The organism is Akkermansia massiliensis, from assembly GCF_023516715.1.
Lineage (GTDB): Bacteria > Verrucomicrobiota > Verrucomicrobiia > Verrucomicrobiales > Akkermansiaceae > Akkermansia > Akkermansia massiliensis.
The window spans coordinates 119,420-140,393 of record NZ_JAMGSI010000003.1; the positions used below are offsets into that span (position 1 = coordinate 119,420).

General features: G+C 59.2%; 19 protein-coding genes. 10 read left to right on the forward strand and 9 right to left on the reverse strand.

Going from position 1 to position 20,974, the window contains the following annotated elements; translation table 11 throughout:
* Positions 1-163: 163 nt before the first annotated feature.
* On the reverse strand, positions 164-1,708 hold the full coding sequence (gene gpmI, locus M8N44_RS13615) for a 2,3-bisphosphoglycerate-independent phosphoglycerate mutase (protein ID WP_249853129.1): 1,545 nt from the start codon (positions 1,706-1,708) through the stop codon (positions 164-166).
* A 5-nt stretch (positions 1,709-1,713) separates the two neighbouring features.
* A complete protein-coding gene (locus M8N44_RS13620) occupies positions 1,714-2,145 on the reverse strand; it encodes an acyl-CoA thioesterase (RefSeq protein ID WP_102721864.1) in 432 nt (143 codons plus the stop codon).
* Between the two features lie 126 nt (positions 2,146-2,271).
* On the opposite strand from M8N44_RS13620, the gene M8N44_RS13625 reads away from it, so the two are divergent.
* From M8N44_RS13625 to M8N44_RS13670, 10 genes are all read left to right on the forward strand, one after another.
* Positions 2,272-3,423: a sensor histidine kinase gene (locus M8N44_RS13625; protein ID WP_102727669.1), complete on the forward strand. Its 1,152-nt coding sequence runs from the start codon at positions 2,272-2,274 to the stop codon at positions 3,421-3,423.
* On the forward strand, positions 3,420-4,823 hold the full coding sequence (locus M8N44_RS13630) for a sigma-54-dependent transcriptional regulator (RefSeq protein ID WP_102721866.1): 1,404 nt from the start codon (positions 3,420-3,422) through the stop codon (positions 4,821-4,823). The genes M8N44_RS13625 and M8N44_RS13630 overlap by 4 nt, the downstream gene beginning before the upstream one ends.
* Complete coding sequence (locus tag M8N44_RS13635) at positions 4,820-6,703, forward strand: hypothetical protein (protein ID WP_102728499.1); 1,884 nt, start codon at positions 4,820-4,822, stop codon at positions 6,701-6,703. Before M8N44_RS13630 ends, M8N44_RS13635 begins: the two co-directional genes overlap by 4 nt.
* A gap of 8 nt (positions 6,704-6,711) precedes the next feature.
* The gene (gene xseB / locus M8N44_RS13640; protein WP_022397776.1) at positions 6,712-6,972 is read left to right on the forward strand and encodes an exodeoxyribonuclease VII small subunit; all 261 of its coding nucleotides are present in this window, start codon (positions 6,712-6,714) and stop codon (positions 6,970-6,972) included.
* Positions 6,953-8,839: a 1-deoxy-D-xylulose-5-phosphate synthase gene (gene dxs / locus M8N44_RS13645; RefSeq protein WP_102728498.1), complete on the forward strand. Its 1,887-nt coding sequence runs from the start codon at positions 6,953-6,955 to the stop codon at positions 8,837-8,839. The genes xseB and dxs overlap by 20 nt, the downstream gene beginning before the upstream one ends.
* Positions 8,840-8,846: 7 nt before the next feature.
* Positions 8,847-9,620, forward strand: a complete 774-nt coding sequence (locus M8N44_RS13650; protein ID WP_102728497.1) for a tetratricopeptide repeat protein — start codon at positions 8,847-8,849, stop codon at positions 9,618-9,620.
* Positions 9,620-10,156, forward strand: coding sequence for a DNA repair protein RecO (gene recO, locus M8N44_RS13655; protein ID WP_102728496.1), 537 nt, complete (start codon positions 9,620-9,622; stop codon positions 10,154-10,156). Before M8N44_RS13650 ends, recO begins: the two co-directional genes overlap by 1 nt.
* A gap of 151 nt (positions 10,157-10,307) precedes the next feature.
* Positions 10,308-11,399: an LptF/LptG family permease gene (locus tag M8N44_RS13660; RefSeq protein WP_022397772.1), complete on the forward strand. Its 1,092-nt coding sequence runs from the start codon at positions 10,308-10,310 to the stop codon at positions 11,397-11,399.
* A 75-nt stretch (positions 11,400-11,474) separates the two neighbouring features.
* The gene (gene der, locus M8N44_RS13665) at positions 11,475-12,869 is read left to right on the forward strand and encodes a ribosome biogenesis GTPase Der (protein ID WP_102728565.1); all 1,395 of its coding nucleotides are present in this window, start codon (positions 11,475-11,477) and stop codon (positions 12,867-12,869) included.
* A gap of 18 nt (positions 12,870-12,887) precedes the next feature.
* Complete coding sequence (locus M8N44_RS13670; RefSeq protein WP_102728495.1) at positions 12,888-13,865, forward strand: ABC transporter ATP-binding protein; 978 nt, start codon at positions 12,888-12,890, stop codon at positions 13,863-13,865.
* A gap of 50 nt (positions 13,866-13,915) precedes the next feature.
* Here M8N44_RS13670 and M8N44_RS13675 read toward each other — a convergent pair whose 3' ends face one another.
* From M8N44_RS13675 to M8N44_RS13700, 7 genes are all read right to left on the reverse strand, one after another.
* Positions 13,916-14,503, reverse strand: a complete 588-nt coding sequence (locus M8N44_RS13675) for a four helix bundle suffix domain-containing protein (protein ID WP_249853130.1) — start codon at positions 14,501-14,503, stop codon at positions 13,916-13,918.
* 10 nt (positions 14,504-14,513) lie between these two features.
* On the reverse strand, positions 14,514-15,143 hold the full coding sequence (locus tag M8N44_RS13680) for a CatA-like O-acetyltransferase (RefSeq protein ID WP_180975199.1): 630 nt from the start codon (positions 15,141-15,143) through the stop codon (positions 14,514-14,516).
* A 4-nt stretch (positions 15,144-15,147) separates the two neighbouring features.
* A complete protein-coding gene (locus M8N44_RS13685; protein WP_180976209.1) occupies positions 15,148-15,873 on the reverse strand; it encodes a DUF805 domain-containing protein in 726 nt (241 codons plus the stop codon).
* A complete protein-coding gene (locus tag M8N44_RS14140; protein ID WP_418173379.1) occupies positions 15,870-16,370 on the reverse strand; it encodes a DUF805 domain-containing protein in 501 nt (166 codons plus the stop codon). Before M8N44_RS14140 ends, M8N44_RS13685 begins: the two co-directional genes overlap by 4 nt.
* Before the next feature lie 171 nt (positions 16,371-16,541).
* The gene (locus tag M8N44_RS13690) at positions 16,542-17,318 is read right to left on the reverse strand and encodes a DUF805 domain-containing protein (protein WP_022397766.1); all 777 of its coding nucleotides are present in this window, start codon (positions 17,316-17,318) and stop codon (positions 16,542-16,544) included.
* Positions 17,319-17,398: 80 nt separating this feature from the next.
* Entirely contained in the window at positions 17,399-20,224 is a 2,826-nt protein-coding gene (locus tag M8N44_RS13695) for an ABC transporter permease (RefSeq protein ID WP_102728492.1), read from the reverse strand.
* On the reverse strand, positions 20,221-20,967 hold the full coding sequence (locus M8N44_RS13700) for an ABC transporter ATP-binding protein (RefSeq protein WP_102728491.1): 747 nt from the start codon (positions 20,965-20,967) through the stop codon (positions 20,221-20,223). The genes M8N44_RS13695 and M8N44_RS13700 overlap by 4 nt, the downstream gene beginning before the upstream one ends.
* Positions 20,968-20,974 lie beyond the last annotated feature (7 nt).

A 20,974-nucleotide genomic window follows, 5' to 3' on the forward strand; every position in this document is an offset into this window, starting at 1 on the left:
GGAGTCATCGCAAGTTTTTCTCCCTTGGAAATACCGCTTGACCACGGATTGCTTATCCGCATCCTTTTCCGGCGTTTTTCCGTCAGGGCAACACGGAGACAAAAAAATCCGTTTCCAGCCACGCAAGCTGGAAACGGATTCCAAAGATCAACTGCGGGAACCGTTATTTTTTCGGCGTCACCAGGGAATGCCCGGACATTTCGGCAGGCTGTTTCAGCCCCATCAGGTTCAGCAGGGTGGGGGCCACGTCCGCCAGAATGCCGTTGGAGAGGTTGACCTGGTCCTTGTCGTCCGCCACATAAATGAGGTCCACAAGATTGGTGGTATGGGCCGTGTTCGGGGAGCCGTCCTCATTGCGCATGTGTTCGGCATTGCCATGGTCCGCGGTGATGAGCAGCTTGCCGCCCAGGGCCAGCACCTTCTTCACGCACTTTTCCAGGGCGCTGTCCACCGCTTCGCAGGCGGCGACTCCGGCTTCCACAAATCCGGTATGGCCCACCATGTCCCCGTTGGCAAAATTCATGATCACCACGTCGTACTTGTCCACGGCGTCCACAAACTTGTCCGCCACTTCCTCCGCGCTCATCTGGGGCTTGAGGTCATAAGTGGCCACTTCACGGGGGGAGGGAACCAGAATGCGGTCCTCGCCGGGGAACTGCGTTTCCACGCCTCCGTTAAAGAAGAAAGTGACGTGGGCGTATTTTTCCGTTTCCGCAATGCGGAGCTGAGTCTTCCCGGCTTCTGACACAATCTGTCCGAAAATGTTGTCCAGCTGCTCCTGTTCAAAAACGATGGGGGAGGGATACTTGGCATCGTACTCCGTCAGCGTCACATAATGAACCCTGGGCGTCACTTCACGGTCAAAGCCGTCAAACCCGGGATACAGGAAGGCATCGCTCATCTGGCGGGCGCGGTCCGCACGGAAGTTGAAGAAAAACACCACGTCATTATCGCGCACGCGCTGTTCGTTGCCGTAGGCAAAAATGCCGGGCTTCAGGAATTCATCCGTCTCGCCCTTGGCGTAGCACTGTTCCACATATTCGGAGGGGGAACAGGTGCACTGTTCGCCGCGGCCCAGCACGATGGCGTCCCATGCCAGCTTGTTGCGGTCCCAGCGCTTGTCGCGGTCCATCGCATAGAAGCGGCCGATAACCGTGGCGATTTTCGCGCCGTAAGGCTTGATGGCTTCTTCCAGTTGGCGCATGAATCCGGCCCCGCTGGTGAGGGAACAGTCACGGCCGTCCGTGATGGCATGGATGCAGATGTCGCGCACGCCCGCTTCATAGGCGTATTTGACGATGCCTACCAAATGGTTGATATGGCTGTGCACGCCGCCGTCGCTCACCAGGCCGAGCAGGTGCAGGCGGGAGCCGGCGGCCTGGGAAAAAGCGGTCTTCAGCACGGAATTTTCACCCATGGAGCCGTCCTTGATGGCGTTGTCCACCCGGCAAAGATCCTGGAAAACCACGCGGCCAGCGCCCAGGTTCAGGTGCCCCACTTCGGAGTTGCCCATCTGCCCGTCCGGAAGGCCCACGTCCTCCCCGGAAGCGCCCAGCAGGCTGTGGGGATAGTTGGCCAGGAGGTAATCAGTAAAGGGGGTATCAGCCAGAACAGTGGCGTCACCGTACTCTTTCGCGACATCAGGCCCCAACGGATTGCGGCCCCAGCCGTCGCGAATGACAAGAACGACAGGCTTTTTAGAAGACATGGGCCTTATTTACAGGCATCCCCTCCTTTTGAAAAGCCTGAAATCAGGCATTCCTTCTCCGACTCTGAAATAGCCTGCGGTTTCCCCCCCTTCCCCACGCGGACAACTACATACCTTCCACTCATGACCGGATGCTCCGAATGGAACACCGCAAACTTCCATTCCAGCGAACTGGTTCCCACCGCTCCCAGGCTCAATTCAATGCTCAACCAGTCGCCCAGACCGGCGGAACTGGCGTAATCCACCTCCACATGCACGCGGGGCCAGCCGCAATCGGGGGAAAGAACCTCCAGCCCCTGGGAACGCAGGTACTCGTGCTCCACCTCCTCTACCAGGCACAGCAGCCGGGTGAAATGAGCCACGCCGGAGGCGTCCGTATCGTGAAAGGCTACCTGGCGTGTTCTGACAAAGGGGATGCAGGGAAGTTCTTCAGGCATGCCTTCATCCTGCCTCCTTTCCCGGAAGCATGTCCAGCCGCAAATGCGTGACAATATGTCACATCAGCTTGATTTGTGACATCCCTCTCTTTATATATAGGGGCGAGCCCGGACGGAAACGCCGCCATGAAGAAAGACACCATCGATAAGCTGATCGGCCGCATTGACCATATCAAGGAAGAGGACCTCCAGCGTTTCTTTGTAAAGCTGGCGGAACAGCAGGGTTTTTTCCAGCAGGTGTTTGAAGCCATCCAGGAAGGCCTGATCCTGCTGGACAGCAAGGGAAAAATCCTGTTTGTCAACCAGGCCGCCCTCAAGCTCCTTGACAAGGAACGCGGCCAGATCACGCCGGAAGACTTCTGCATCTTCCTGGGCAGGGACTGCACCTGGGACACCATCCAGCAGAGCCGGACCGCCGTTTCCCGGGACGTGGAGATTTTTTATCCGGAGCACAAATTCCTGAACATTTTCATCTCCCCCATCGGCGGCAGGAGCCAGGGCCATCTGATCCTGATACGGGATGAAACGCCCCGGCAGAAGAAAAACGCGGAGAACATCGAGGCGGAACGCCTGAACGCCCTCACGCTGCTGGCCGCGGGGGTGGCCCATGAAATAGGCAACCCCCTCAACTCCATCGGCCTTCATCTCCAGCTCCTGGCCCGGAAGGCAAAACAACTGCCCGCGGAGTACCGGACGGACATGGAAGAACTGCTGAAAACGGCAGAGAGCGAAACCACGCGGCTGGACGTCATTCTGAAACAATTCCTCCAGGCCATCCGCCCCACCAAGCCCATCCGGGAACCCCACAACATTGAAACCATCATCATGGAGGTCCTGAAACTGCTGGAGCCGGAAATCCGCCAGCGCGGCATCCAGATCAACACGGACCTCCAGCCCAGCCTCCCCATCCTCAGCCTGGACCCCGTCCAGATCAAGCAGGTCTTCTACAACCTGATCAAAAACGCCTACCAGTCCATCCCGCCGGAGGGAGGCACCATTCTGGTTAAAAGCGGTTATACGGATGACAGCGTGTTCGTCACCGTGGCGGATACCGGCTGCGGCATTTCCCCGGAAGTCATGGGCAGCATTTACGAACCTTTCCTGACCACCAAATCCACCGGCTCCGGCCTGGGCCTGCTCATCGTGCGCCGCATCGTGAAGGAACACGGCGGCTCCATCACCCTGGCCAGCCAGCCGGGGCAGGGAACCACCATCACGGTCTTCCTGCCGCGCGTGGAACGCACCATCAGGCTCCTGCCCTCCTCCATCCCGTCATGAAGATGCCCGTTCTGCTGATCGTAGATGATGAAAAACCCACGCGCGACGCCCTGCGCATGGGCTTTCAGGACGATTACGAAGTGTACACTGCCGCCAATCTTTCCCAGGCCGTCACTCTCCTGCGGGAGGAATCCCCGGACCTGGTCCTGACGGACCTGCGGCTGGGCGGGGAAAGCGGCATGGACGTGCTGAAAGCCGCGGCTTCTCTGCCCCATCCCCCCCAGAGCATCATGATGACCGCCTACGGATCCGTGGACGCCGCCGTGGAAGCCATGAAACAGGGCGCGTACGACTTCGTCACAAAGCCCCTGAACCTGGATGCCGTGGAGCTGGTGCTCAAAAGGGCGCTCCATACCCGGAACCTGGAGACGGCCAACCAGGAGCTCACCACCCGCATCCAGGCGGACTCCGGCCTGCAAAAACTGCTCGGACGGTCCGCCGCCATGGAACACGTGTTCTCCATCATCCGCCAGGTGGCGCCCAGCAAGACGACGGTGCTGATTGAAGGGGAAAGCGGAACCGGGAAGGAACTGGTGGCCCAGGCCATCCATTCCCTTTCCGGCAGGCCGGAGAATAAATTCGTGGCCGTCAACTGCGCGGCCCTTTCCCCCCAGTTATTGGAAAGCGAGCTGTTCGGCCATGAAAAAGGCTCCTTCACCGGAGCCGGGCAGCGCCGCATCGGCCGCTTTGAACAGGCGGACGGCGGCACCATCTTCCTGGATGAAATCGGGGAAATAGACGCCGGAACGCAGGTCCGCCTGCTGAGGGTGCTGTCCGAACGGACCATTGAACGCGTAGGCTCCAACACGCCCATTCCGGTGAATGTGCGCATTATTGCCGCCACCAACAAATCACTGAAGAAACTCGTCCAGGAGGGCAAATTCCGGGAAGACCTCTATTTCCGCCTCAACGTGGTCCACATCCAGATGCCCCCCCTCCGGGACCGGCGAGAGGACGTGCCCCTGCTCGCCACCGCCTTCCTGAAAGAATTCGCCAGGGAGAACAACAAGGAATTCAAACCCCTTTCCCGGGACGCCCTTGACGCCGTACGGAACTACTCCTGGCCCGGAAACGTGCGGGAGCTGCGCACAGCCATGGAGCACGGCGTCGTCATGAGCAACTCCGCCAGCATAGAACTCTCCCATCTCCCACCCCGGCTGCACGCGCCGCAGCAGCCGGCCGCCCCGGGGAGCATGGCGCAGGAACAATTGGAGGACAATGCCCCCAGCACACAGAATGGGCTTGTCCCGGCAGGGGTTTTGAATTTATCCTTGCTGGAGCGGAATGCCATCCAACAAGCGCTGGCCCGGTCAAACGGCAACAGAACGGCGGCAGCCCACCTTCTGGGCATCAGCCGCCGCACCCTTCAACGCAAATTACAAGATATTCAACCTTCATGAATGCGCCCACCACGGCATCCCGCACACCGTTTATCATCATCCTCATCCTGCTGCTGGCGATTACGGGTGTGCAGTACTTTTTCAATTTTAACGGCCTGAACGCCAGCGCCGCCATGGACCAGGCCCAAATCGCCCGGAACGTGGCCAGGGGACAGGGAATGGCCACCAACTGGCTGAGACCCATCCAGATGGTCTCCGGGAGCACCCGCGCCGGCCTCAACCCCTTTCTTTCCGACGCCCAGATCCGCGAACAGGAAACCATTCTGGCGGGACAGGGGGAATCCCTCGTCAATCCGGAAAAATTCAATCCCTACGCCCTCCGGGACACACGCAACGCCCCTCTGAACATCCTGGTGGAAGCCGCCGTCTTCAAGGTGGCCGGCGTCCACAAGTTTGACCTGTGGAGCATGACGGGCAGCTCCATGATCTACCTGCCGGACCGCATCGTGGCGGGCATTTCCTGCATGTTCTTCATCCTGGCTGTCCTGAGCTGCTATTACATCCTCCACCAAATGTTTGATGTCACCATCGCCAGCTTCACCTGCCTGACGATGATTCTCAGCAACCTCTTCCTGCAATACGCCACCAGCGGCCTCCCGCAGATGATGATGCTCTTCTTCTTTGCCTGGGGCATCCATTTCCTGTCCACGGCCCTGCAAAACAGGGAGGAGAAGCGTAAATTCCTGATGCCGCTCATTTACAGCTCCATCTGTTTTTCATGCGTCTGCCTCACCGGCTGGATCGGCCTGTGGCCCATGGCCGGCTTTCTGATTTTCGTGGGCATCCGCTTCAAGCCTCACGGCCTGTACTGCATTCCGGGACTTGTGATCCTGTTCCTCCTCCTGGCCTACCCCGTTTACATCAACCGCTCCCTCAGCGGAGGCTTCTTCGGAACGGCCTATTACACCATCTTCACGGGGCTGACCGGCAATGAAGAAATCGCGATGAACTCCCTGGCCGCCGGGGACATTCCCATCGCCGCCCAGAAAGCCGTCACCTCCATCGTCAACAACATCCTGACGCAGGGCGACCTCCTTTACGAAAACCTCGGGAACCTTCCCCTGGCCATGGTGTTCCTGCTGGCCCTCCTGCACAAATTCAGAAGGCCGGAAGTCAACCAGGCCAAATGGGGCGTCTTCGCCATGTGGGTGCCCGCCGTCATCGGCATGGCCCTTTACACCTCCAACAAATCCGGTATTTCCCTGGGACAGATTCAAATCCTCTTCGCCCCCTTCTTCACGGCCTACGGCACGGCCTTCGTCCTCAACCTGATCGCACGGCACTCCAACAAGGAGGTAGTCCCCATCCTGCGGGGCGGCGTCCTGCTGCTCGCCCTGCTCATCACTTCCCTCCCCCTTCTGCTCAGCCTTCCCCAGATGGTGCGGGTGGGCATCCTGACGGCCAGCCGCGGCATTCCTGCATGGCCCCCTTATTTCCCCCCGGGCCTCAACCGGGACCTTCGCGCCCAGACGTCGGAAAAGGATTTCATCCTCACGGACCAGCCGTCCGCCGTCGGCTGGTACGCAGACAGGAAAGCCATCGGACTCCCCAAAATGGTGGAGCAATTCATGGTGCTGGAACGCATTCTGAAATTCCACGGCGGCAAGGTGGGCAGCATCCTGGTGACTCCCTCATCCACGCTCAACGCGGACCTCCGCACCATTGCCGCCTCCTACGGGGAATTCACCCCCCTCGTTCTGGAAGGCACCGTCCTGCTTCAGACGAAGGACAGGAATCCCGTATACCTCTTTGACCACAGCCGTGCGCTCTACCCCTTGTCGCAACGCTTTGGGACGCCGGACTCCCGCCAATTCATCCAGGGAGCGGACATGATTCTTTACAAAGACCTTCAGGAAACCGCTTCCACCCCTCAACCTTAATTCCCCATATGGCCAAACAACGGAAAAACGCTCCCGGATTTGAAGAATCCGTAGCCCGCCTGGAAGAAATCATACGCTTGACGGAAGCCCCCGTCACCGAACTGGAAGACATGATAGCCCTGGTGGAAGAAGGCAACAAGCTCATCCGCCACTGCCGCGGCATCCTTCATGATGCGGAACTGCGCATCCAAACCCTCAGCAACCCGGAGACCGTCCAGGATGGAACGGATCCCGATGAACCAGACAGCAATGAATTCTCCCTTACCTGAACTTCCGGAGCTGCTGGCAAGCATCCGCAGCCATGCAGACCTGATGAAAATCCCTGAGTCGGAACTGCCCTGGCTCGCGGAAGAAATCCGGAACACCCTCATCCACTCCCTTTCCCTCACCGGCGGCCATCTGGGCCCCAACCTGGGCGTGGTGGAACTGAGCATTGCCCTTCACCGCGTCTTTGAAACACCGCGGGACAAAATCATCTTTGACGTTTCCCACCAGGCCTACGTCCATAAAATGCTCACGGGGCGCGCCCCGCTGATTCACACCATCCGCCAGCATGAAGGGCTCTCCGGCTTTGCCAAAATGTCGGAATCCCCCCATGACGCCTACGGTGCAGGCCACGCGGGCACGGCGCTTTCCGCCGCCCTGGGCATGTGCGCGGCCAGGGATCTGAAAGGGGAGGACTACCATGTAGTGGCCGTGGCCGGGGATGCGGCATTCACCTGCGGCACCACCCTGGAGGCGCTGAACAACATCAGCCAGACCACCAAGCGCTACATCACCATTCTGAACGACAATGAATGGGCCATTGATAAAAACGTGGGCGCGCTGGCAAAATACTTCAACTCCCTGCAAACCTCGGAAACCTTCTCCTGGCTGAGGGACAAGACGGCCTCCTTCATTGAAAAGCTGGGGGGAACGCAGGCTAGGGACTTCGCCTTCAAGCTGGAAGGCACCACCAAGAACCTCATCTTCCCCTCCCTGCTCTTCAATAAATTCGGCCTGCGCTACTTCGGCCCCTTGGACGGGCACGACATCCCCACCCTCATCCGCACCCTTTCCTACATCAAGGACCTCAACGAACCCGTTATCCTGCACGTGGTCACCCAGAAGGGAAAAGGCTACCAGCCCGCACTGGACAACCCCACCAAATTCCACGGCCTGGGCTCCTACTGCGTGCGGGACGGCGAAACGCAGGCAACCGCCACCCCCACCTTCTCCCACATCTTCGGTTCCACGCTGGTGGAAATGGCGCACGAGGACGAATCCGTCACGGCCATCACGGCCGCCATGGCCAGCGGCACCAAGCTGGACCTGTTCAAGGAAGCCTTCCCAAAACGCTACTTTGACGTAGGCATTGCGGAAGAACACGGAGCCCTCTTTGCGTGCGGGCTGGCGGCGGAAGGCATGAAGCCCTACATCGCCATTTACTCCACCTTCATGCAGCGCTGCATTGACATGATCCAGCATGACGCCGCGCTCCAAAAGCTGCCCGTGCGCTTCTGCATGGACCGCGCCGGGCTCTCCCCGGACGACGGCCCCACGCATCACGGCCTGTTTGACATCGCCATGATCCGCAGCATCCCGAACATCGTCTTCATGCAACCCAAGGATGAAGCGGAATTCGTCCACATGCTCCGGACCATGAACCATTACCAGAACGGCCCCACCGTCATCCGCTATCCCCGGGGTTGCGGCGCCGGGGTCCCCCTTCCCTCCACGCCGGAAATTCTCCCCATCGGCAAGGCGGAAGTGCTCCAGACGGGGAAGGACGTGACTCTCGTTTCCCTGGGCACCATGATCGGCATCGCCCGGGAGACGGCAGCGCTGCTGGAAGCGCAGGGCCACACGGTCACCCTCATCAACGCCCGCTTCATCAAGCCTTTGGATGACGAATGCATCCGCCGGCATGCGGCCTCCAGCCGGGTGGTCTGCACCTTTGAAGACCATTCCATCAGCGGCGGCTTCAACTCCGCCGTGCTTGAATCCCTGGAAGCCGGAGGCGTCACCACGCCCGTGGAAGCCATCGCATGGCCGGACCAGTTCATCGAACACGGTTCGGAACCCATCCTCAGAAAAAAATATGGACTCACGGCGGAAGCCGCGCTACAAAAAATCATTCCCCACCTGAATTCCTGACCCATCCATGAAAGCATGCACCTTCCTACTGGCAGCCCTGACGCTTGCCCTTCTCCCCGCCTCCGCGCAGCAAACACCGCCGGAACCTCCGTCCCCGGCGTGGATTCAGGAATTCAACAGCCTGCCGGAAGCAACCAGAAAAAGCTACATTGACCAATTCCGCAAGGCGGAACAGCTCTTTGCGCAGAAGAGAACCATGGAATGCCTCTTCTCCCTGACGGAGCTGGAAAAGCTTTATGCAGGAAACCCGGGCTTATACAATCTCCGCGGCGCATGCTACATTGAAATCCGCAACATTGAAAAGGCCCTGGAAAACTTTGAAAAGGCCCAGAAGCTGGATCCCTCCAACCTCACCATTCAGTTCAACCTGGCGGAAGCGCACTACGTCAATCATGACTATGCCAGGGCGCTGAAAGCCTTCACGGAGCTTCTGCCTCCCTTCAAAGACAATCCCGGCATGACTCCCCTGCTGCAATTCAAGCGCTATATCTGCGCCCGCAAGCTGGACAACCGGCCCCTGGCCAAGGAACTGGAAAACCTGTACGGCCCGATGGACGACACGCCGTACTACTACTGCACCCAGGCCATCGTCAAATTCATGGGAGGAGACAAGGACGCCGCCCAGGAACAGCTCCTTTCCGCCATCCGCATCCACGGAGGCACCAGCGCCATCCAGGCCTTTACGGACGCCATGACGGAAGCCGGCATCCTGCCCTCCCCCTACGGGCAGACCGTCCCAACGGAACAACCGGCTAAAACAGGGCTGGAAAAACGCCGCTGATGAATGCGGAAGCGACGGTCCTGAAGCTCTATCCCCTGGGAGAGAACGGCCTGATTGTCGTCTGGTGCACGGAGGAAGGCATCATCAGAACGGCGGCCAAAAGCGCCAGAAAGCCCAACAGCCCCTTTGCCGGGCGCCTGGACCTCTTCTACCAGTGCCGCATGCAGTGGACGCAGGCAAAAACGGGAGACCTGCACTCCCTGACTTCCGCGGACCTGCTCTCCCCCCGCCTGCCCCTCCGGAAAAGCTACCTCCGGCTCAGCGCGGCAGGCTACTTCGCGCGCCTGTTTCTCCAAATGCTGGAGCCGGACACGCCCATCCCGGAATTCTACGACCTCCTGCAACGGGCATACGCCTATCTGGAAAACAACGACCCCTCCCTCCGCGCCGTCCTGCACTTTGAACAGGAACTCGCGCGGCTGCACGGCATCGCGCATCCCGGCATTCCGGCGCACGTCATTCTGAAATCCCACTTCGGCAAGCTTCCCCCACAGCGGGAAAAACTGCTCGGCAGCCTGGAACAAAAAGAAAACTGAACAACATGCCGCATCCTTTTTCACCAGCCGCACGGACTTTCATCCTCCCATCCAACTCCTCCTTCCCTCCGGGGAAGGATACGGATTGTTCCGTGCGCGTGATTGACTTGTCCGCGGCCTTCGGGCAAAATCTCCGGCACGGTTTTACTGCATGAAGATCTTTGACAGATACATTGCCCGCCAGCTGCTGGGTGTTACGGCCCTGGGGGTGATGGCCCTGAGCGCCCTGCTGCTCCTGGGCAACCTGTTCAAGGAACTGCGCCCCCTTCTGGTGGAAAACAAGGCGCCCATCAGCATCGTTCTGGAATTCATCTTCCAGGTAATACCCTTCTCGCTGATGTTCTCCATTCCATGGGGATTCCTGACGGCCGTGCTGCTGGTATACGGACGCCTGGCCTCGGACAACGAACTCACCTCCATGCGCATGTCCGGCATGAGCCTGTGGCGTCTGAGCGCCCCCGCCATCGCCATCGGCATCGCCCTCTCCGGCCTCTGCTACTGGATCAACATAGACATCGCGCCCCGCGCCAAGCAATCCATTTCCGAACTGCTCATCAAGGCCGCCTCCATCAACCCGAAGGGGCTTCTCAATGAAGGACAGGCCATCACCAAATTCGATAATCTGGAAATCTACATTGACAAGCGCGTGGACGACGTCATCCACGGCATGCACATCTATCAGAAGGCGGACGACAAATCCCCCGCCGTGGCCATGCACTCGGAACGCGTGACCATGGACTTCTCTCCCGAGAAAAAAACCCTTTACCTGCACCTCATCAATCCGCTCATCACCACGCAGGAAAAGGACTCCATCTCCCAAAGCGTGACCATGGATGAAATGCCCCTGAGCATCAACCTGGACAAATCCCGCTCCCGGCGCATCAAGGCCAACCGCTTCACCAACCGGGAAATCAGGGAAGCCCTGAACACGCCCGGCTATCTGGATAAAAAACAGACCACGGAATTCGCCACGGAACTGCCCAGGCGCGCCTCCTTCTCCCTGGCCTGCATCGTCTTTGCCCTCATTGGCGTGCCCCTGGCCATCAACACCCGCAGAAAAGACACCTCCACGGGATTTGCCCTGGGCATCCTGATCGCCTCCCTCTACTTTGTGGCCCTGATCTTTGCGGACCTGTCCCGGAAAAGCGACACGATGCTCCCCTACATCCTGCTATGGCTTCCCAACGTCATCACGATCGCCGTGGCGCTGTACCTTCACAATCAGGCCAGGCACAAGGGATAAGCCCCCGGCGGAAGCGCCCGCCGTTGGCGCGGAATTAGCTTTCACAGCTCCGGCCCTTCGGGTAACATGGCGCGCATGCAGCACGTCCCCACCATCGCCATCGTAGGCAGGCCCAATGTCGGGAAATCCGCCATCTTCAACAGAATGGCCGGAAGGCGCATCGCCATCGTGCATGATGAACCCGGCGTCACTCGCGACCGGCTCTCCGCCCCCTGCAAGATTACGGACCGCGCCTGTAAAATCATGGACACGGGCGGCATCGGCGCGCGCCTGACCGACGGCTTTGCGGAACAGGTGGCGGCAGAGGCGGACATAGCCATGAAAACGGCGGACCTCATCCTCTTCGTGCTGGACTGCCGGGACCACCTCACTCCCATTGACCAGAGCATTGCGGACCACCTCCGCAAGTCGGACGTTCCCGTCATCCTCCTGCTCAACAAGGCGGACCATGAAAAGCAGGATCTGAACCTGGGAGAATTCGCCGGACTGGGCTTTGACGACCATATCTTTCTCTCCGCCGCCCACGGCAGGGGCTTCTCCGAACTCGCCTCCCGGCTGGACGATTTCCTCAAACAGGAGGGCGCCCCGCTGAAAGAAGAACTGGAGGAAGAACCGGAAGAAGGGGAGGTCGCCGCCCCCCCCATCAAGGTGGCCGTCGTTGGACGCCCCAACGCGGGCAAATCCTCCCTGGTCAACGCCATCCTCCAGGACAAGCGCACCATCGTTTCCGACGTGGCGGGCACCACCCGCGACGCCATTGACGTCCCCTACCTGCACGACGGCCAGCCCTACGTGCTGATCGACACCGCCGGCATGCGCCCGCGCTCCCGGCGGGACACCTCCGTGGAAGTCTTCTCCGCCATGCGCAGTGAAAAAGCCATCCGCCGGGCGGACATCTGCCTGCTGGTCATTGACATTGCGGCAGGCATCACGCAGCAGGACCGCCGTATCGCCGGCATCATTGCGGAGGAAGGGAAACCCTGCATCATCATCGTGAACAAATTCGACCTCTTCCACCCGAATGCCCCGCGCAAGGACCGCATGGCGGAAGTGGAGGAACAGGTGCGCAGGGAACTCTTCTTCATCAACTATGCGCCCTTCATCGCCACCTCCGCAAAAAAAGCGGAGGGCGTGGAAATCATCTTCAAGGTCATCACGCGCATCCGCCGGGAATCCCGTAACCTGCCCACCACCGGACAGCTCAACCGCCTCATCCAGCTTGCCCAGCAGATGAACCCTCCCGGCACCGCCAGCGGCTCCACCAGAAGACTGAAAATCTACTACGTCACCACGGCGGTGGACCCCAAGTACAACACCATTCCCGTCCCGCGCTACGTCCTCTTCGTCAATGACAAGAACCTGCTCACGGACAGCTACTCCCAGTACCTGCGCAACAAAATCAGGGAAGCCTACCCCGCTCCCGGCATCCCGGTCATCTTCTCCGCCCGCTCGCGCGTGCGCAATGACTGACAATCCCGCCTTCTCCGCATGCTCTCCGTCAGGAACCTCAGCGCCTCCTTCCACACCAGGGCCGGCATCGTCCGGGCGGTGAGAAACGTGTCCTTTGACGTGGCGCCGGGGGAAACGCTCGGCATCGTGGGGGAATCCGGGTCCGGAAAATCCGTCACCTGCTACTCCATGATGGGGCTCATCCCGATGCCTCCGGGCCGCATTGAAAGCGGTTCCGCCATGCTGGACGGCACGGACCTGCTTCATTGTCCGGAAAAGGAACTCCGTTCCATCCGCGGCAAGCGCATCTCCATGATCTTCCAGGATCCCATGACCTCCCTCAATCCGTACCTGACCATCGGGGAGCAGGTGGCGGAACCCCTCGTCATTCATGAGGGAGCCGGCAAAAAAGAGGCGCGCGACCGCGCGCTGGAACAGCTTGCCCTGGTAGGCATACCGGACGCTGAACAGCGCATGGACGCCTATCCCCATCAATTCTCCGGCGGCATGCGCCAGCGCGTCATGATCGCCATGGCCCTTATCACCAGGCCGGAAATCCTCATTGCGGACGAGCCCACTACTGCCCTTGACGTCACCGTGCAGAAGCAGGTGCTTGACCTCATCAGAAAACTTCAGCAGGACATGGGCACCTCCGTCATCCTCATCACGCATGACCTCGGCGTGGTGCGCCAATATGCGGACCGCATCAACGTCATGTACGCAGGCCGCATTGTTGAAAGCGCCCCGGCGCGGGAGCTTTTGGAACATCCCCGGCACGCCTACACCAGGGCCCTGATGAAATCCATTCCCGGACTACATGCGAAAGGCTCCCCCCTCTACACCATTCCCGGACTGCCTCCCAACATGATGCAGGAGCCTTGCGGATGCAGCTTCCGCCCCAGAAATACCCTCGGGAACCCGGAACTCTGCCTGACGGACCGGGAACCGGAGCTGGTGGAAATATCTCCGGGGCACTCAGTCCAGAACTGTCCGGGATGCCTGGCCGGGAATCAGTAAAACCTTGGGAGAAGAATAGGGCCTATGGGGCTCACAGGAAACTTTAGGGATTATAGGGAATTCCCATCATCACCCCTATCACCCCTATCACCCCTATCACCCCTATCCCTTCTCATCCGGCTCATTCTTTCCCTCATCCCCCCTTCTCCAAGAAACTTCCCCTCCAAAAACCTGAGCTGCCGCATTAATAAATACTTGGCCTGAAAAATCAGGCAAATGGCCATATTGGCCACCACCTCCGGCGGCCTTGTCCGGGCCAGTTCCAAAAAATAATCCCGGGCCAGACATTTATCCTCACCCTTCTTTCTGACAAAAAGGGACTCTCGTGAATCCTTTTCCCACACGGGAAAGCCTCTCACTCTCAAAACGTATTCATAATCAGCCAGTAATTCATCCAGACTGGCTCTGGCTACATTCATCAGCTTGATTTCCGTTTCCATGGAGACCAGCCCCGCCTCCTTTCCCTCCGCAATATTCTGCTTTCCGGAACGGGCAGCCTGAACCATCTGATCAACCGTCCTGTCGCGAGAAGACAAGTACGCCTTACAAAAATAATAGGTCAGATCATAAATCTGCTCCGCCTTTCTGTAGGAAAGCAGAGACCGGTAATCGCCGGAAGGGCGCAACAGGGAAGCCATGCGTCCCAGCCTAAAACCCGCAACAAAAACAATCAATATTTTTATAAAAATTACCAACATGGACCCCGTCCACCAGCACATGGTTCGCCTGAATGGCCACGGGCATCATCAGCCTGCCGGAAACGTCCGCCTCCATCTTCCCCCAATGGATGAGGGGAAGGTACTGCCCCCGGAACACCCTGTAGGCGCTGGCCACCTGCGTAAACGGAATCCACGGCAGGCAGCTGAACACGGCAATATCCGTCCGATGGCAGGGATTCGCCCGGGCCGGAGCCTGCTTGGCTGCCTGAATGAGCGGAACGGCATGCTCCAGAAAATCAGCCAGCTCCGCCCGGTACTCTACTAAAATCTGGGTGAATTCCCCATCCTTAGCCAGCACCGGAACCAGGGCGTCCACGGATTCATACTCCCACACCTCCCCTTCCTCCACCCTCTGGCGCAGTTGGGGAATCTTATTCACCGCCTTCAACAGCACAAACAGGCACAGGGCGAAAAAGGAAATCCCCTCCTGTTTCGCATAATGGTACAAGGCATCCACCCGCACGGGAGACGTGATGGAAAACATGGGACATTCAAACGTCTGGAAATACTCGTAATGGGACCTTCGCGGCCAGGAAGCGATTTCTATTTTCTTTTTCATGCACTTATTTTCTATTCCAGGAAGGCTCTCCATAGATGTTTTTGCGCTTTTGCTCCGGCAGCAAAAGACTGAACAGGACGGGAGCAGTCAAGACAGCTATGCCCGTAAATATTCCCCCTACAAGATCCCAGCAAAAGGACATTGCCAGAAACTTTCCCTTAAAAGAACAAATCAGGACTGCTATCCATACCGGCCAGATGATCGCCAACCAGCCCCCATCCAGCCCGGCATCATGAAAACGTCTGACGCCCAGCGCAATGAAGCAAAACAAGAAGAAAAACAACAGAAACAACCCCGACAGAAGAGCAAAAAGCATCCCAAAAGGAAGAGGTTCAAAAACATCGCAGGCTCCACAAAAACAAACTATCCAGACGAGAGGAGCAGACGCCAGAAGTGCGCCGTAGGTAACAGCCGCCTCCCGGCGCGAGGAACGGGACTGCATCACCAGCAGGGAAAAAAACCACTTAAAACGACTTCTTCTGCCGCATTTCCATATTTTGCCCACTTTCATCCATTCCCCGGTTCCGGAATACCGCTCCTTGAGCAACTTCCATTCCGGCGGAGTTCCCGGAATGTCTCCTATCCATATCCAGTCTTCCGAACGCTCCTCCCTGACCATCAGTCCCAGCGGTAATCCGGCATAGCGGACTTCCCTGACCAGGAAATCAAAATCGGACGGCCCATGCAATTCCCCATCCGGCGTATGGTAATAATAACGTTTCACAATCACTCCTTTCCTTCCGTTCTTTCCCCGGTTCGCCCGGAAATGCCGGACCGGCTGTTGGCGGGAACACATCCCAGCGCAAGCGGCGCCAGGGAACAAAACAGAAACATGCAGAAAAACATGGCGCCGCAAATTAAAAGGGAGGCATTCCCTCCCGCCGCAGCCCGCGCCCATCCGTACACATGATAAAAGCCCGTCTCCGCACATCCCAAGGAAGCCGCGTAAACGGGAACCGCCCAGAGGAGGCCCAGATCAAGATCACGGAGCCTGCGAAAAACAAGTCCCAGGCATGGAACAAGCATGGCCGCACTCAAACACGCCAGGTTTATTCCATGCTCAGCCGTTACCATAAAACGCGGATGAATACTCCCATTCACCGCGGCCCAATATCCTGAAAAAACCAGCGTCCCCATGCACACGCCATAAAACAGCCACGCATATAAATATGAGGCGCTGGAAATGCGGCCGGACCAAGAAAACAACCACCTCCATCTTGCCGCCATCCATTCAGGCAAGCTGAACTTCCTTTCAGAAAAAGGACCAGGACTGGAAGAAGACAGATTCACGGGAAAGCCCTTTCAGTCAAACACGCATTACGGGGTTTGTCGATATTATCCTCCCTTTCCGGCGAAAGGAAAAATCCCCGGTTCTTCTCTGTCCGGGAAACGGAACGGTCATACCTCCGGGGGATGACCGTATTGATTTTCCTTCTTCGTACCGGGAAACAGGCCCAGCAGCGCAACAACCCAGGTTCCGGACAACACGAAAACGGCCACTCCCATTCCTCCTGCCGCCATTACTCCGGCCTTTCCTGCATGTGCCATGAACATTCCCCACGCATCAGACTGGAACAAACGACCAAACAACCATTCTACCGGCAAACTGCCAGCCAGAAGGACAAAAGGAAGAACAAACGACCAACCGCCCGCCAGGGACAAGTCATGAAGCCTTCTCCAACACAAGGCAAAGAATTGAAGGACAATTAGCAACCCCAGCAACAATCTCAAGAGCAGGAAGATGAAGAACAAACAGGAAAACACGTCGATTCCCGGCATCAGGGGAGGAAGAGCAAGCCCCAGCAGAATCTGGGCAACCGCCAGCCCCAGGCAATCCGCCAGCGTCATGGACAGGAAAACGGACAGGCATTCCCGCCGGGAAGCGCGTCCGGAAAAGACGAATGCCATTCTCCATGATCTCCGATAATAATACCGGAGACGCTTCCAAAACGACAGACCGGCTACCTCTTCCGGCGGAACAGACATCACGTTCGGATAAAATCCGGTTCCCGTTTCCCTTTTCACTGCCTCCGCCAGGGCAACCCATTCTTCACCATCCACTGGACGAATCATCAAATGATCAGGCAGACCGCCCCATTTTACCTCACAGGCCAGAAAATCCAGTTCAGCAGGACCATGCAATTCTCCATTCCGATCATGGTAAAAATATTTCATTCTAAAGTATACAGCTGATCCTATTTGCTTAATTTTCAGCAATCAATACTTTTTTCGACAAATATAATCCAGAAGGCCCCCTACCCCTCCCGGACGGAAAGCAAGTCCGTCACAGACGCGCGCTTCATGCGCCACGCAGGCAGAAGGCACGCCAGGGAGGAAAGGGCCAGCACCAGAAGCACCGCATACCCCAGATGGGTCCAGGGCATCGTGACGGGAGGAGTGACGATGCCGAAGTGATAGCCGTATTCCAGAATCTGGATGGAGCACCAGGCTCCCAGCACGCCCAGGGCCAGGCTCATGACGACGGCGCACAGGGAGACCATCAGCGTCTCCGCCCAGAGCATCCGCATCACCATGGCGGCCGGCACTCCTACCGCCCGCATCAGGCCGAATTCCCGGCGGCGGGACTGCACGGAGGCCAGAACAGTATTGAGCACGGCCAGCACGGCAATCACCATCATGATGATGGGAAGCTTGCTCATCGTAAAGATCACGTCGTCACCGCGGCTGGTGACGCTCCCCCCCAGGCTTTCCCGGGTCAGGGCCTTCACCAGCGGCTTCACGCCTTCCCCTTCGTTCTCCTGCTGCCGCACCTTCATCAGGGCGTATTCCCCCAGGTCGTTCTGGAGCTCCAGGTTGCTTACCCCGGGGGCGGTGTCCCCCCAGATGAACTGGAACCCCTGATGGCCGTATTCCTCCTTGAGCCAGCGTTCATCGGCAATCGCCAGGGCCGCCACAAAGCCGCCGCGACGCACGCGCATGCCGCTGGTCTTGGTCAGCCAGTGCCAGCCGGGGAAGGAGACGACTCCCGCCACCTTCCAGGGTTCCCCCTGCATGCCGGGGCCTCTGCCCCGTCCGTGAGCTCCGGCAGACGGAGCATTCCCGGAACGGCGCCCCTGATGGGACGGATTCACCAGCATCAGGTCATCCCCGGCCTTCAGCCCCACCGTCCGGGCAAAGGTGTCCGGAATCAGCAGGGAACGGGTGGATTCCAGCATGGCATAGGCTTCCTGCGGGTTGCCGGAAACGAACACGGGCCTGAACAGGGGATGGCTTCCCTGAGCCATCTCCGCCACGGGAATGCCGGCCAGCACGATGGAGCGGTTGCGCATTCCGGAAAAACCTGGGGTCTTCATCTGCGCCGGGGCAATGTCCGGTTCATCCACGTAAATGGGATACATCCGCGAATTACGCAGGCTGGGCCGCGCCATCAGCTCCGGAACGTCCGCAGGCTTGAACTCCGTATGCAGGAAGGAAACCAGCGTTCCGGGCGTGGACGTATCCGGAGAGAAAGGAACCAGCATGGAATATCCCCACGTCTGCACCCCTACAAAGAGGGACAGGCCCACGGACATGGATACGGCGGTTCCCACGGAACGGCTGAGGTTGCGGCTGAGCTGCACTTTCAGGAAAGAATGCGGCACGCGCAGCAGCAGCCCCGTGATCCATGATCCGGCCCACTCCGTCACGCGCACGAAGGCGGGAGCCAGGAACAGCGCACCGGCCACCAGGCCGGGATACCCCAGCCAGAAAAAGATCCACTTGCGCGTCTCCACCTCCAGGCCCGGCAGAAGCAGGGCCGCAGGCTGGAGGCACACGCACGCCAGCCCGGCGATCACGGACCACACGGGAACGCGGCTCACTTTCCCGATGAATCCGGAAGAGGGCACGGCCGCTTCCAGCGGAGACTGGCGGGAAGCGCGCCATGCGGGAATGATGGAAGCCAGCAAGGCCCCCCCCACGGCGCACGCGGCGGCAGCCAGCACCGTCGTCCAGGTCAGGACGGGGACCGAGGAAGAACCTTCCTCCAGAAGGTACACCAGGCAAAAGCCGGCGGCCAGGCCGCCCAGCAGCGCCGGAATGCACAGGAAAAGCCCCTCTCCCACAATCAGCAGCGCGATCTGCATGCGGCTCATCCCCAGCGCACGCATCAGGGCCAGTCTGCGGGTGCGCTCGCTGACGCCGATGCTCAGGGTCGTGAAAATGATGAAGACGCAGGAGAACAGGACGAGCCAGACAGACATCTCCGCACTCTCCTTCTGGGAGCGCACGGAACGGTCGCTGGAAAGCCGCTGGATAATGGAATCCGTATCCGCCACCACGGCGGAGGCCTGGGCCAGCTCCTGCCGGAGGCCGTCCACAAACTCCTTTTTGTCCACCCCTTCCTTGAGCTGAACGTAAATCAAATTGGGGGCAAAAGGCTGGCCCGTGATTTTTTCACACACCTTTACGGGCACAAAGAGGGAGGAAAAAGCCGGTCCGGACATGCCGCCCGGTCCCATAATGACGCCGGGGGTAGCCTTGGCCTGCTTGACGATGCCCACGACCTTCACGTCGTACACGTGCGTTCCCACGCGCACGTTCATGACGGTTCCCACGCCCGCGCTGAAATACTTGGCGCTTCCGCTGCCCAGCACCCCCTCCATGGCGGAGGAGGAAGCCATATCCGGCCAGACGCCTTCCTTCAAATCATAAGGACATTCCACGGCATGGTTCCCCACCAGGATGGGGCTCTGCGGAGGAATCCCCATGCGGTCGCGCGTCTGCTCGTCAAAGCTGCCGCGTTCATTCCCGCAGCCGATCTGGAGGCGGGGCACCTGGCAGGCGGCGTTCACGGATTCCACCAGAGGGGAGGCAGCCAGGCGAGCGGCCAGATCCGGATCACTGAACCGCGGGTACTGCCCGGGGGGAAGCGGCCCTTTGGGCGCCTCCGGCACCAGGCAAAGGTCATAGCTGCCCATGTAGGCCTCCGCGTCGTTATCGAACTCCTTGACCAGCGTATCATAGCTCCCCATCATCCAGACGATGAGGCTGACGGAGACGAGGATGGCGAACACGCTGACCGCCACCCGGCCGGGGTTGGCGCGCAGGTCCCGCCAAATCAGTTTGAACAGCAGCGTCATAAGGCGTCATTCAGCGTGCGTTCATAGAAGGAGGACAATTCTACAGGTCCGGCAAATTCCGCCGTGGGCCTGTCGTCCACGATGCGGCCGTCCTTGAGCACAATCACGCGGTCCGCCCACATGGCTACGTCCGGCGCATGCGTCACCAGCACGAAGGCGCAGCCCTGCGTACGGTGCAAATCCCGGAACAGGTCCCCCATGAGCCGGGTGTTTTCAGAATCCAGATTGCCCGTGGGTTCATCCGCCAGCACCAGCGCCGGGCCGGAAACCAGCGCACGGGCAATCGCCACCCGCTGCTGTTCCCCGCCGCTGAGCGTATCCGGCATGGCGTGCCGGCGGTGGGACAGCCCCACTTTTTCAATCATGGTGTCCAGAGTGGAAGAGGCCACTTTTTTGCCCCCCGCCAGGGAGGGCAGCAGGATGTTTTCCTCCACGTTCAGGGTTCCCACCAGGTTGAACATCTGGAAGATGAACCCCACGCGGTCGCGCCGGTACACTGTCAGGGCGGCATCAGACATGGAGCCGAGGTCCAGCCCATCCACCGTCACCGTGCCGGAATCCGGAGGCAGCAGCCCCCCCAGCACGTTCAGCAGGGTGCTTTTTCCGGAGCCGCTCGCGCCCATGACGGCGACGAACTCTCCCTGGTTCACGGTAAGGCTGATGTCTTTCAGCACGGCTATGTCCTCGGAACCGGACTTGAAGCTGCGCTTGAGGCGGGTGACGGAAATGACGGGGGAACTCATGGCTGGA